Source organism: Persephonella marina EX-H1, from assembly GCF_000021565.1.
GTDB lineage: Bacteria > Aquificota > Aquificia > Aquificales > Hydrogenothermaceae > Persephonella > Persephonella marina.
In genome coordinates, this window is record NC_012440.1 from 1,555,133 (window position 1) to 1,567,793 (window position 12,661).

Sequence of the window (12,661 nt, forward strand, 5' to 3'; positions counted from 1 at the left end):
TCTGTCAAGTTTTTTCAGGCATTTTCATTGTGAAGATCATTAGGAGCCATACAAATGTTAAAGCTCCTGTGAAAAGGAATACCATATCAAACCCATATTTTAAGAGAAATCCACCAACAGCACCTCCTACAAAGGCTCCAAGGAACTGTGATGTATTGAAAACACCTGAAGCTGTCCCCTTCACATGGGGCTTTGCATATCTGCTCATAAGAGATGGCATTATAGGCTCAAGTATCATAAATCCTGTAAAGTAAACTATTATTGATATCACAGCAGGAACAAAACTGCTCTCAAACTGTATAAACATACCAAAGGATATTATAAGGACAATAACTCCTAATATCTTTACCTCTTTTATAAGCCCTTTTTTCTCAGCTATTATCGTTGTTGGAACCATAAATGTCAGACCTACAAGAAACATAACAAGGTAAACCTTCCAGAGATCCTCAACATCCATAAACTGTTTCAGTATAAGTGGTGCTGATGTGAAAACAGCTGTAAGACCCATATGGAGAGTGAACATACCGAAGTCCATCTTAAGAAGGTTAGGATCTCTCAGTACTGTTCCAAGATATGAGCTTGTAAACTCAGCATCATCATGGTGAACCACTCTCTCAGGTCTTGGAAGTCCCCATATTATGTAAGGCAGGGAGAATAAAGCGAGTAAAGCTGTAAAGAGAAAAACGCCTCCAAGACCAAGATGGGAAGCAAGATAAGGACCTAAAACCATACCGAAGGCAAAGGACATTCCTATTGATGCACCAATCGTTGCCATAGCTCTCGTTCTTATATTTTCCCTTGTAAGATCAGCTATCAGAGCTATAACAACTGATGATACAGCACCCATACCCTGAAGGAATCTTCCAGCTATTAAAAGCCATATATCCTCCTGGTAAGATGCGTATGCTGCGAGAACACTTCCAAGAATAAATATAACAGTTGAAAAAATGAGAATAGGTATCCTTCCTATCTTGTCTGATAGAAGACCGTAAGGAATCTGGAATATAGCCTGTGTAAGTCCGTATGCTCCTATAGCAATACCAACAAGAAATGATGTTGCTCCCGGAAATTTATGTGCATATATACTCAGAACAGGTAGAACAAGAAAAAGTCCAAGCATTCTGAGGGAGAATATACCTGCAAGTCCGACTGTAGCTTTTTTCTCCTGGTATGTAAACTCCTTATCTATCAATCTGACCCTCCTTTTGATTTTCAGATAATATTAGTTCACACTAACCTTATCTTGTATGACCATCTTCAGATATTTTCTTAAGGACTATATATCTTCTTTCCGGATAACCTTCAAATCTTAGACTGACCGTAAAAGGTCTCAGTTCCTCTTCAACCTTCTTTCCCTTCATAATGATAAGGTATCCTCCCACCTTGAGGATATCCTTGCCCCATCTCATAACATCAAATGTCTCCCCTGTAGCCCTGCTCAGAACAATATCAAACCTTTCCTCAACCTCTTCAGATCTTTTACAGATAACTTTGTAATCAACTGATATCTCTTTTTTTAGCATCTCAAGGAATATACATTTCTTGCCTACAGACTCTATAAGGTAAAGATCTATCTTTTCACCGTAGTATATCTTTACAGGAACTCCTGGAAATCCAGCACCTGCTCCAAGATCTGCAACTTTTTTACCTTCTACATTTATCCCTTCTTTCTCAAAAAGTTTTACAAGTGTGAGGCTGTCAAAGAAATGTTTTGTTATTATCTCCTCTTTTCTTCTTACAGAGGTTAGATTGTAAACCCTGTTCCATTTTGAGAGCATATTAAGGTATATCTCAAACTTTTTAAGCTGATCATCTGATAAAAAGATACCGTTTTTTTCGCAAAGATCCTTCAGTTTTTCTATCATTTTAAAACTTTACCTGTTTTTATGTAGAATATGTACAGATCAAGTTCTGCAAGTGAAATTCCAAGTTCTCCAGAAAGATCCTCAAGTGCCTCTTCACACTCAAGGTATACCTTTTTTGTTATTGTCTTCCTTGGTTTTACAATGCCTTTTTCAAATAAAAATCTTGATATATGCCTGTCTATTATGGCTACATCCTCAAAACCTGTATTCCTTAGAAAATGGCTTGCCTCCTTGTATCCGTAACCGTATATCTCTTTTACAAGTATATCTCTCGCCTCCTTTCCTGATTTTATCTTTACCGCTTTCTCTATAATATCCATCTTATCCCTGAGCATCACTATCCTTTCAGCCCTCTGTCTTGCAAATCTGTGACCTTTTTTTCTTATTATCTGAAATAGATCATCTGTGGAAAGTTTCTTAAATCCTTCTATACCAACTTCTTTCTGGATTTTAATACCGAGTGCTGCTGATGAGTTTGCTGTGAGTATGCAGAATGAAGCCTCTGAGAATATATCAGCCCTGTAAGGATCTATATCTAAGAAAGGTCTGAAATCAAACTCTGTTAAACCCTTTTCCTTTAGATTTCTAAACTGGGCTATTCTTTTATCTACGTGATCCTTGACGGAATTAACAGCCTCTTTTATCTCATGTAGAGGTGGTATCAACTCTCCTTTTTCTCCGCTATATTGTAGCCGTTTAAAAATATACCGTCAGAATCTATAAATATGTTGTGGAGTATCTTCTTGGAGTATGAAAGCTTTACAGGCCTGTTATTGAACATTATAACAAGATCCTTTGGATTTCCTACAGTTTCTATCTTGATTTTATCTTTGAATGTTATGCTCTTTTTTTCACCTTTTTTCAGTTTTATTATATGCTGAACATTATCAACATAAACTGTGAGCCATACATTCCCTGTTGCTTTCAGAGTTACAGATGTTGGTACTGGTCTGTTTTTATTCTGGTATGTATTTTTTTCAGCTGTCTCTTCAATACCTGTGCTGTTTAAGAACTCATAGAACTTCTGCGATCTTTCAGATCTGTCAAAACTTGCAGATAGAAGAAAGAATGTAAGTAGGAGTGATGACAGGAATGACAGCTTGAGAAATCTGAATACAAAACCTTTTCTTTCCTCTTTTTTTTCAACAGATCTTTTTTCTAACTTTTCAACCTGTTCATCAAGATCAAAGGGAACATCTAAATATATGGCTATCTGTTTTATAAGAAACCTTGCGTAAGGTTCTTTATTTATATAATCTGGATCTTCCTCAAGCCTCTCTATAATATCAACAGGAATCTTTGTTTTATCTCTCAATTTCTGGCGTGAGATACCGAGTTCCTCTCTCCTCTCTTTACATCTGCTGGCGATCTCAATTAAGGTTGACAAATCCCCTTCCTTTTCAGGTAGTTACAGAATCTATTATAAATAATGTAAAAAAAATTTACAATTTTTTAAGACTTTTTTCTCCTATTTTGGAATACTCCCTTCCAAGTTTCCCACAATGCTCAGCTCCGTAAATACGGACAGACAGCATACCTGACAGTATCTTCTCCCTGTTTGATATTAACAGCTCTTTTATTTTTTCAGGATCAAAACCCAGGCTTCCATCAGGGAGTGTATCGCTGTAAAACTCTACATAACTTTCAGCGTCAGGGTTTCCTATAATCAGGTTTGTTGATTCTGAATCTGGAATAAAGTCAGCCTCAAGCTGTAGCTCAATCTTTGCATCCTGAGGTATGCTGTTATCTGTTATAAAAACAGGATCAGTAAACAATCTCGGCTTTTTTAACGATTCTGCTTCTGGGTTATCAGTTATCCATATCTGAACATTTCCCTTATTAAGGTTCAGCACTACTTTATCCTCTTCTTCATAAGACCTTGCGACTTTTGCCCTTAAAACACTTTTTAATGATGACGAGTATGGAAGGACTCTATGGGGAACAGGCTCTTTATTTACAGTAAGAACAGATCTTATAAGTCTCCATCCTATAAATTTAAATTTATCTTCTTTAACCTTCAACCCTAAACTTTCTGCAAAAATCCTGATATCTTTTATGAATAAAAGCTCCTCCCTGCTACCTGCTATCCTTCCCCTACCAAATGATACAAGCTCAGATATGTATCCCTTATCTTTTCTCTGCTGGAAAAGTGCATACATACATCCGCAGTAGTTCTGGTGGTATAACTGGTATTCCTTTGAGAGTCTGTTCATATTTTCAACACCACCTTTCTTTCTGAAATCAACAGCTAAAAACTCAAGTCCGTACTTTCTCCCGATACTCTCTCCAACATCCTTTAAAACCTGGAAATCTTTTTTTGGGCTCATGAGAAGAACTGTTGTAAACTTATTGAAATTAAGTTTTTTAGCCAGCTTTGCTGTCTCTTCAAGTCTAAGATCGTGACAGACAGTGCATCTTTTTCCCCTTTCAGGCTCATTCTCTAAACCTTTTGTAAGATCTATCCATCTTTCTATATCATAATCTCCTTTTATACACTCAATCCCTAAATCCTCACATATTCTTAATGTTTCTATCCATCTCAGCTCATACTCCTCTTCAGGATGTATGTTAGGGTCGTAAAAAAATCCTTTTATCTGTGCATCAGGAAAGTCCATCTTAAGCTTTCTTAAAGCCCATACAGCATCAACACCACAGCATATATGAACGAGAATTTTATCTTCCATCTTCAAGCTCCTTCTCAAGTATCTGGATTATAAACTCCGTTACACTTTTTCCATTTCTCTCAGCTTCCACCTTTAATCTCTCTTTAAGCTCTGCAGGTATCCTTATAGTTATCTGTGAGAAGTCTGAAAGTATGTTTGCAACTGTGGAGTAGCTTATCCCTGTTTTTCCTGATATCTCCTTTATTGATAAACCTTCTTCCCTGAGTTTCAATATATCTAAATGTTTTGATCTATCAATCCTGTTACCCTTCAGGTAAGGTGTCCATCTAAGGTTATCTGCCCTGTTGTTCTCCCTGTTCCCATCTATATGCTTTACATATCTGTACCCTTCAGGATTTGGGACAAAGTATTCAGCAACAAGCCTGTGGACAAAGAATACTTTATGTTTTTTACCATCTGAAAGATGAACCTTTATGTATCCCTTTTTGTCCCTGTAGCCTTTTAATCTCTTTTTTCTGTAGTTCTCAGGCAGAAGACCGTATCTGAGATCCCTGTAAACATAGCCGAGATTTGATATTCCGTAGTTTGGAAACTCTTTTATTACCTTTATCTCCTCTTCTTCAAATATGTAGCTCAAGTTATCCTCCTGATGAATGCATACATATAATCTATTTCAAAAAATGGATGTATGTCAAAATCTGTGATCATATATTATATAACTTCAAAAATGCAATATAATGTCAATTATAGATCCTTTTTGAAATATAATAGTATAGAACTTCAATTTAACTCATTTTTTTCTTAGGTCCATTATCGGAAAAAATATATGGATTTTTTCTGTGAAAAATCTATCAGCTGGAAAAAATATACGGAATTTTTCTTTTTATACATATCCAAATAGAATATGTATTTTAAGAGTGATCCTTCTGCCGAAAAAGAGTACAATGGGAGAAAAAATAGTAGTATTATAGTTTAGGATGATAAGACTTTTTGTTAGAGAAGGCTTGAATATAAGGATTGAGATGGTAAAGGATCTCTCCATTCCTTTTGAGAATGTTGAGAATGTTCTCTGGATAGATATGGTCTCCCCAACAGATCAGGAGATAAAGTGGGTATCAAAGAATTTTGAGGTCAGATTTCCCTCAAAACAGGAGATGGAAGAGATAGAGATATCCTCAAGATACTGGGAAGATGAGGAGAGTATAACTATTAATGCCTACTTCCTGATAACAGAAAAAGAGCATGCATTTAACGAAACTGTAACATTTATACTGAAAAAACATTTTCTTGTTACCGTAAGGTACAGGGAGCTTAAAACATTTAACGAGCTTGTTAAAAAGCTTATGATGAACCCGAGATTTTATGAGGACGGGTACTACATACTTGCAGGTATAATGGAGATAAGAATAGATATAGATGCTGATACTCTTGAGTTTATAACAAGGGAGATATCAAAGCTGAGTAAGATAGTTTTTACAGGTATAGACATAACTGAGGAGATTCTTGAGACGATCTCCTACTATGAGGATTTTAATATGACTATAAGGGAGAATATCATAGACAAACAGAGGATACTTTCATCGCTCTTAAAAAGCTACAAGATACCACAGCCTGTAAGGGAAGAGATAAGAATAATGATAAAGGATATAAACTCACTCATAGATTACACAACATTTAATTTTGAGAGACTTGATTATCTGCAGAACACGTTTTTAGGTCTCCTTAATATTGAACAGAACAAGGTCATAAAGATATTCACAATCATGTCAGTTATATTCCTCCCGCCAACTCTGATAGCAAGTATATACGGGATGAACTTCAGGTTTATGCCTGAACTACAGTGGGAGTTTGGTTATCCATTTGCTGTATTTCTGATGGTATTCTCTGCACTTCTACCTCTATTTATATTCAAGAAGAAAGGTTGGCTTTAAGATTTTTTTGTTGTATCTTAATCTGTGAGAAAGGATAAGGAGAAAATTATGGCTCAACTGACTGAGAAGATAACATCTGACACCGATAAACTTAACGAGAAAAGGATCCTTAACAGCTACTACTCAAAGGAAGATTTCATACTTAACAGGAGAGTTACAATACTCTACGGTATAACATTCCTTTTTATATTTCTTTCAGCTGTAATATCTGAGATTTTAAGCCTTATATTCAATGAGGGACTTTTAAGTCCTGTTCAGGTTGTGTTCCATTCTGTAGCTTTCGTAGGTTACGTGATCACATTTTACTATGTTTATAAAAAGCAGGACTATATAGAGGAAAAAAATACAGAGATATTCAAGATGCAGGAAAAGATAGAGAAAGAAGAGGCTAAAAATTTCACTGAATAATCATTTAGAAAAGCCGATAATTATCTTATAACAACCTATTTGAGGTGTTCTGAAATGTCGCTCTTTTACTCCCTTTCCATAGCAGGCCAGTCCCTCTTAACCCACAAAAATGCGATAAACACAACAAACAGCAATATATCAAATGTTTATACAGACGGTTACTCAAGGAAGATACCACAGCTCGCAAATATCCCAACAGGTGGCGTTGAGCTAAAGACTGTAGAAAGAGCTTTCAATCAGGCTTATTTCAACAGGTATGTGAACACAAACAATCTGAAAACAGGTTATGAGAATTACAAGGATATACTTCAGCAGGTAGAGTCTGTTTTTAACGACATACAGGGCTCAGGTTTTGCTGATGAGCTGAACCAGTTTTTTAACTCATTCAACGATATTGCCGTAAATCCTGATGATATAGCTGCAAGGTATTCAGCTTTATCAAAGGCTGAAGCTCTTGTAGGAAGGATCAGGAACAGTTATGAAACCTTAACAGATATTAAAGAAAAAACATCACTCTCAATAAGGGACAATCTGAACAGACTTAACGATCTTACAGGACAGATAGCAACAGTAAACAAGAATATAAGATTTTACACAGCGGATCCTGCAAAAAGAAATGAGTATCTTGATGAGAGGGACAGGCTTTTAAAGGAGATATCATCACTTATAGATGTAAAGGTTACATTCAGAGATGACCAGACGGTTGATATATCAACTGTGAAAGGTCACCCACTTGTTATTTTTGACAGAAATATCCCTCTAACTTACGAGACAGACAGTAACGGTGATCCTGTTATAAGACATGAGGGGACAGATATAACATTTCTGTTTGATAAAGGAAAGATCGGTGGATATCTTCAGGGTATAAAGAAGATTAATGAAAGTATCAATAAGCTGAACGATTTTACTACAGTACTTGCCATGGTGGTGAACAAACAGCACAGGGCAGGTTTTGATCTTAACGGAAACACAGGTATAGATTTCTTTACGATAGACCCTTCAAGTAACAAGAATAATCTTGATGCATCAAATATTGTTGTAGGTATTACAGATCCTGAAAGTATAGCAGCCGCTTCAGATCCTGCATACACAAACTCAGACAACACTAATATTAAAAAGATAATAGCCCTTAAGGATGACATAACAGGTGTGCTTACAGCTGCAGAGGAGACAACACTTTCAACAACAGGATCTCTGACAATCGGTGGGATAACTTACACATTAAACAGCTTTGACAGCTACACATTTATAAAGAACAAATCATACTCAGAGTTTTACAGCTCAGAGATGATAGCACCTCTTGGATTTGAGATAAACAGGGTAGAAAATCTCTATCAGGAGCAGAACCTTATTCTTGAGACTGTTGACAGTAAGATGAAGGAGATATCATCTGTAAATCTTGATGAGGAGCTTATTAACCTTACAAAACTTCAGAGAGCCTACGAGGCTTCAGCAAAGATAATAAATGTTACAGATGAACTTTTACAGACATTACTGGGTCTTGTAAAATAGTAGCTAAAAAATAAAATTATTATTCCGATAATAATATCGGTTAATAACTGAAGTAGGGTAAAGAGATGAGAATTCCTGATATATCATTTTTTGATACGTTTATAAAATACGACAGGATCAGAGAAAAGGATATAGAGAGATATACAAAAGAGCTTGCATCAGGAAAAAAACTTCTCTCACCATCTGATAACACTATAGACACTGTCAGATCACTCAGATTTAAAAGACTTAATAATGATATTGAGACATACAACAGGAATATAGATCTTGTAAAAGGAACGCTTGATGTTGCAGAGTCAACACTTGGAAATATTGTAAATGCAGGACAGGAAGTGAGGGTTGAGATTATAAGACTTATGAACACAGGTGTTCTTGATTATGAGGATGCCCAGATACTCAGGGATTATCTCAGCTCACTGAGGGATTACATAATAAACCAGGCAAATGTATCTATAGGTGATTCAAGAATCTTCGGTGGTGTTAAATCACAGATAGATCCCTTTGATCCTGTAACAGGTGTTTATCAGGGTGAAACAGTTGAGACCACAGTTCCTGTAGCAAAAGGTGTTGAGCTGAACACAACATTTAACGGACAGTCATATCTCGGCGTTAATACAAATACAGGAAAGATGGCGATGGTAGATGCTATAGATGAGATCATATCAATCATAGACGGAGCTTCAGCATCACCACCAACAAGAAGCCTTGAGGAGATAAACACAGCAACTATAAATGTGACAGTTGATGGAAAAAATTACGGAAATGTGACTATTCTTGAAGCCTTTGATATTGGACTTGATAAGGTTATGCAGCAGAGATCAAAAATCGGGGAACAGATGGTTATAGCTGATAACCTTAAAGTTCAGAATGATACGATGAGGGTAAACTTCTCTGAACTTATATCCAAGCTTGAGGATGCCGATTATGCCGGTGTGATATCTGAGCTTGAAAAATCTAAGACAGCTTATGAGGCACTTCTTGCATCAATAGCCCAGAACAAGGATCTAAGTCTTCTTAAATTTATAAAATGATTACTTGTAATGTTTAACATTTTCCTTTTTTGATATCTTACTGATTATACCCTTCTGTTTCTGGTCTATCATATCTTTTACAGCTTCTATCTTACTCATAATATCAGGTATATCAGATTTTTCTATACCTTCAAGGGAGAACTCTTTTATCTCTTTGAAATGGATCTCAAGTTTTTCAAAGTCATCGTTCTGTAGGGCTGTAAATATGTTGTCAAATATCCTGTCTAACTCTTTGATTCTATCTCTTCCCATGCTGATCTTAATGTCTCCAGTATTTCAATAATATCGTTTATAAGTTCTGTATCATTTTTTGCGTGTGCCTCAAGAAGCTTGTTGTAGGCGAAGTTATAAAGATCTTTAAGGTTCTTTGCTATCTCTCCACCTTTTTCAAGATCAAGTGCAGCATCAAGGGCAAGTATTATATCGGTTGCTTTATGAATATTCTCAACCTTGTCCTTTATCCTGTTATTTTTTATATCCTCAACAGCCTGTTTCAGAGATACTATAGCTTTATCGTAAAGCATGATTATCTGTTTTAATGGAGAGGCTGTTTCAATATCAGTTTTTATATAAATATCATATGGATTTGTCATTACTTAAACCTCCTTACTGTGTCTGTTGTGTTGTCTGGTTGGTGAAAAGTGAGGAAAGTCTAAGTCTCAGATCTTCCATCTCAGCCATATAAACCTGCAGTGCTATAAACTGTTTTCTAAGTATCTCTATCTCAGCATCTATTCTCTTCGTGTCTATCTCTATCTTTTTCTCTATAGCCTCAATCTGTCTGTCATACCCTTTTTCTTTAGATTTTAAAGGTCCGTATGGATCAAGAACAGAGTAAAAGTAATCTCTAAGATTATTATCAAGATCTGATATCTTTGTCTGTACTGTTGAAGGTTCCGTCTGGAGTTTGTTATCTAACTCTGTGTTATCTATTGATAGATGTCCTGTATCTTTGTCAACATTTATAATGCCAAGCTCCATAAGAGGTGTAAGTCCGTTAAATATCTGTGATCTTATTGACTGGAGTGTGTAATCCCCAGAAAGAACACCCTCTTTTGATGTGTTTGTCTGGACAAAATCAACTATCTCATTGTATTTGGATATAAACTCCTGGAGTTTGTCCTTAAAAGGCTGGTAATCTTTTCCTATAGTCACGTTAACAGGAGATGCTGTCACACTTTTTGCCTCTATAACAACACCTGGAAGGACTGAGTCAAATGTATTCGTGCTGCTTTCAACGGTAGTTCCGTATATACTTATCTGGGCGTTCTGTGCTGTCTGGACGTTATTAAAACCTCCAAGTGCATCTGTTAAACTTCCTGCCCCTGTCAGGGAGTCTGTTATAGTTACGGTGTTACCTGCTCCTGTATCAAGTCCCTTTATCATAAGTCTGTAGTTCACCCCATCAAAGAATAAGGACGCTGACAGGTTTGCGTTGTTGCTCTGGAACTGTGTGTTAAGTTTGTCAACTATAGACTGGAGTGAGTCTGTGTTGTCGTAGTTTATTGTGTAATCCGTTCCCTGATAGGATACTGTTAATGAACCTGCTGAAAGAGATGTTATAGCAGCATTTTTATCTGCAACGCCTCCACCTGTTAGCCATACATCATTTTTTGCAAGCTGGAGAACGGATATATCCAGGTTGCTCTCAGATACCTGTGTTGGATCTGTTATCGTTACGGATAATGCTGTCTCATCTGATATGCTGACCGACTTTTCAGCAAAAAGTGTAGGAGAAACAAGATCTTCAAAGATACCCTGAAGATCTTTTATAAGTGTTCTGTAGTTTGTTATGGCATCCTTTTTTGACTGTATATGGGCTTCCCTTTCCTGAAGAAGGAGTATCTGTTGACTTTTTATATACTGAACCTGATCAAGTATCTGTTGGTAATCAAAATTTCCAGCAAGATTGCTGAAATAGATCTCTCCAGCCATAACCCTACACCTCTTTCCTGAAAAGCAGGCCAACTAACTCATCAATTCTTTTAGCAAGCTCCAGTAAGTATTCTGGTGGTATCTGCCTTACAACCTCATTCGTCTTTTTATCAATAATCTTTATAACAGGTTCCTGAAGATCCTTGTCTATCTCTATTTTCAGATACTTGTTCATATAATCAAACTTTTCTTTTATACCTTTGAGAAGAGACTCTATCTGGTTTTTATCAAGCTTTTTCAGTTCTTCCTTTAGCTGCTGGTTTATATCGTTCTGTCTGTTTATCTGACTGTTCTGTGCTTCAACTGATTTTGAACCGCCCTGAACAAGTGTTTTATCAAGCATGTTGTTGATACTTTTTATATCCATGGCTTTACCTTCCATAATTAATTATAAGGAGGGAAAGACCCTCCTCTATAAATATAAGAATTATCTGAGTAATTGTAAAACCATCTGTGGAACCTGATTTGCCTGAGCAAGCATAGCTGTACCAGACTGCATAAGGATCTGGTATTTTGTGAATGCAGACATCTCTTTTGCCATATCCACGTTTCTTATTCTTGATTCCGCTTCTGATGTGTTTATTCTCTGTGTCTCGTTGTTTGAGATGATCTTCTCAAGCTCAATCTGGTAAGAACCGAGTTTTGCGTTAAGATCATCAACAGCTTTTATAAGGTTGTCAACAGTCTGAACTGATGTGTTAGCTGCTGTAGATGTTGTAACATCTATTGAGTATGATGAGGCTCCTATCTGGACTGTTGATGCTGCAGTTCCAGTTGAACCTGCTGTAGCAACAGCCACACCGATTGAGATCTGTAAGTTCTGGTTAGTTCTACCACCGTAATGGATGTTGAAACTTGTAGCAAGAGATGCCGTACTTGCGAAAAGCTGTATACCGTTGAACTCTGTGTCAGAGAAGATCTTGCTTATAGCATCAACGAGAGAGTTAATATCCTGCTGTATCTGTGCTCTTGCGTTGGAGTCTAATGTGTTTGATGCCTGGATGACTTTGGCTTTTACATCATTAAGTATGTTGTAAACCTCAGTTAATGATCCCTGTCCTATCTGTGCGATACTTACACCATCCTGAGCGTTTCTTGTTCCCTGTTCAAGTGATACAGCATATGTTTTGAGCTGGTCTGCGATATAAAGTCCTGCAGCATCGTCAGCAGCCCTGTTGATTCTATAACCTGTGGCGAGTCTTTCCAGGGATTTGTTCAGGCTGAACTCTGTTTTCTTCAGGTTGTTTAGTGTGAAATCCGCCTGATAGTTGTAGTTAATTCTTAAAGCACCCATAACTGGTTACCTCCGATAAAGTGTTTTGTTGATTTCTATTATCGGAGGTGGTTTATAATTT

At 36.7% G+C, this 12,661-nt stretch carries 15 protein-coding genes; 4 read left to right on the forward strand and 11 right to left on the reverse strand.

The annotated features are described in order from the left end of the window. Positions 1–4: 4 nt before the first annotated feature. The 6 genes from PERMA_RS07965 to PERMA_RS10575 are packed head-to-tail and all read right to left on the reverse strand — an operon-like array spanning position 5 to position 5,126. Complete coding sequence (locus PERMA_RS07965) at positions 5–1,192, reverse strand: MFS transporter (RefSeq protein ID WP_015898949.1); 1,188 nt, start codon at positions 1,190–1,192, stop codon at positions 5–7. Positions 1,193–1,238: 46 nt separating this feature from the next. Beyond that, entirely contained in the window at positions 1,239–1,865 is a 627-nt protein-coding gene (rsmG, locus tag PERMA_RS07970; protein ID WP_012676038.1) for a 16S rRNA (guanine(527)-N(7))-methyltransferase RsmG, read from the reverse strand. Continuing rightward, entirely contained in the window at positions 1,862–2,530 is a 669-nt protein-coding gene (locus PERMA_RS07975) for an N-glycosylase/DNA lyase (RefSeq protein ID WP_012675202.1), read from the reverse strand. Before PERMA_RS07975 ends, rsmG begins: the two co-directional genes overlap by 4 nt. After that, positions 2,527–3,252, reverse strand: a complete 726-nt coding sequence (locus PERMA_RS07980) for a helix-turn-helix domain-containing protein (protein ID WP_012676347.1) — start codon at positions 3,250–3,252, stop codon at positions 2,527–2,529. Before PERMA_RS07980 ends, PERMA_RS07975 begins: the two co-directional genes overlap by 4 nt. Before the next feature lie 55 nt (positions 3,253–3,307). After that, the gene (locus PERMA_RS07985; RefSeq protein WP_012675514.1) at positions 3,308–4,549 is read right to left on the reverse strand and encodes an epoxyqueuosine reductase QueH; all 1,242 of its coding nucleotides are present in this window, start codon (positions 4,547–4,549) and stop codon (positions 3,308–3,310) included. Beyond that, positions 4,539–5,126, reverse strand: a complete 588-nt coding sequence (locus tag PERMA_RS10575) for an HNH endonuclease (protein ID WP_015899044.1) — start codon at positions 5,124–5,126, stop codon at positions 4,539–4,541. Before PERMA_RS10575 ends, PERMA_RS07985 begins: the two co-directional genes overlap by 11 nt. A gap of 340 nt (positions 5,127–5,466) precedes the next feature. Here PERMA_RS10575 and corA point away from each other — a divergent pair, with 340 nt between their 5' ends. The 4 genes from corA to PERMA_RS08010 all read left to right on the forward strand — a co-directional run bounded on the left by corA (position 5,467) and on the right by PERMA_RS08010 (position 9,371). Next, a complete protein-coding gene (corA, locus tag PERMA_RS07995) occupies positions 5,467–6,420 on the forward strand; it encodes a magnesium/cobalt transporter CorA (RefSeq protein ID WP_012676007.1) in 954 nt (317 codons plus the stop codon). Positions 6,421–6,468: 48 nt separating this feature from the next. Next, positions 6,469–6,828, forward strand: coding sequence for a hypothetical protein (locus PERMA_RS08000; RefSeq protein WP_012676729.1), 360 nt, complete (start codon positions 6,469–6,471; stop codon positions 6,826–6,828). Between the two features lie 54 nt (positions 6,829–6,882). After that, on the forward strand, positions 6,883–8,340 hold the full coding sequence (gene flgK / locus PERMA_RS08005) for a flagellar hook-associated protein FlgK (RefSeq protein ID WP_012675866.1): 1,458 nt from the start codon (positions 6,883–6,885) through the stop codon (positions 8,338–8,340). A gap of 65 nt (positions 8,341–8,405) precedes the next feature. After that, on the forward strand, positions 8,406–9,371 hold the full coding sequence (locus PERMA_RS08010; protein ID WP_012676525.1) for a flagellin N-terminal helical domain-containing protein: 966 nt from the start codon (positions 8,406–8,408) through the stop codon (positions 9,369–9,371). On the opposite strand, the gene PERMA_RS08015 is transcribed toward PERMA_RS08010, so the two are convergent. The 5 genes from PERMA_RS08015 to PERMA_RS08035 are packed head-to-tail and all read right to left on the reverse strand — an operon-like array spanning position 9,372 to position 12,600. Further along, complete coding sequence (locus tag PERMA_RS08015) at positions 9,372–9,623, reverse strand: hypothetical protein (RefSeq protein ID WP_012675615.1); 252 nt, start codon at positions 9,621–9,623, stop codon at positions 9,372–9,374. Continuing rightward, positions 9,596–9,964, reverse strand: coding sequence for a flagellar export chaperone FliS (gene fliS, locus PERMA_RS08020; RefSeq protein WP_012676273.1), 369 nt, complete (start codon positions 9,962–9,964; stop codon positions 9,596–9,598). Before fliS ends, PERMA_RS08015 begins: the two co-directional genes overlap by 28 nt. A 13-nt stretch (positions 9,965–9,977) precedes the next feature. Then, positions 9,978–11,306, reverse strand: a complete 1,329-nt coding sequence (gene fliD / locus PERMA_RS08025) for a flagellar filament capping protein FliD (RefSeq protein WP_015898892.1) — start codon at positions 11,304–11,306, stop codon at positions 9,978–9,980. A gap of 4 nt (positions 11,307–11,310) precedes the next feature. Further along, positions 11,311–11,673, reverse strand: a complete 363-nt coding sequence (locus PERMA_RS08030) for a flagellar protein FlaG (protein ID WP_012675721.1) — start codon at positions 11,671–11,673, stop codon at positions 11,311–11,313. 60 nt (positions 11,674–11,733) lie between these two features. Beyond that, complete coding sequence (locus tag PERMA_RS08035; RefSeq protein ID WP_012676788.1) at positions 11,734–12,600, reverse strand: flagellin N-terminal helical domain-containing protein; 867 nt, start codon at positions 12,598–12,600, stop codon at positions 11,734–11,736. Between the last annotated feature and the right edge of the window lie 61 nt (positions 12,601–12,661).

Coding starts and splice junctions, on each gene's coding strand:
- rsmG (WP_012676038.1), bottom strand. CDS start 1,865: ATGATAGAAAAACTGAAGGATCTTTGCGAAAAAAACGGTATCTTTTTA.
- PERMA_RS07985 (WP_012675514.1), bottom strand. CDS start 4,549: ATGGAAGATAAAATTCTCGTTCATATATGCTGTGGTGTTGATGCTGTA.
- corA (WP_012676007.1), top strand. CDS start 5,467: ATGATAAGACTTTTTGTTAGAGAAGGCTTGAATATAAGGATTGAGATG.
- PERMA_RS08000 (WP_012676729.1), top strand. CDS start 6,469: ATGGCTCAACTGACTGAGAAGATAACATCTGACACCGATAAACTTAAC.
- flgK (WP_012675866.1), top strand. CDS start 6,883: ATGTCGCTCTTTTACTCCCTTTCCATAGCAGGCCAGTCCCTCTTAACC.
- PERMA_RS08010 (WP_012676525.1), top strand. CDS start 8,406: ATGAGAATTCCTGATATATCATTTTTTGATACGTTTATAAAATACGAC.
- PERMA_RS08015 (WP_012675615.1), bottom strand. CDS start 9,623: ATGGGAAGAGATAGAATCAAAGAGTTAGACAGGATATTTGACAACATA.
- fliS (WP_012676273.1), bottom strand. CDS start 9,964: ATGACAAATCCATATGATATTTATATAAAAACTGATATTGAAACAGCC.
- fliD (WP_015898892.1), bottom strand. CDS start 11,306: ATGGCTGGAGAGATCTATTTCAGCAATCTTGCTGGAAATTTTGATTAC.
- PERMA_RS08030 (WP_012675721.1), bottom strand. CDS start 11,673: ATGGATATAAAAAGTATCAACAACATGCTTGATAAAACACTTGTTCAG.
- PERMA_RS08035 (WP_012676788.1), bottom strand. CDS start 12,600: ATGGGTGCTTTAAGAATTAACTACAACTATCAGGCGGATTTCACACTA.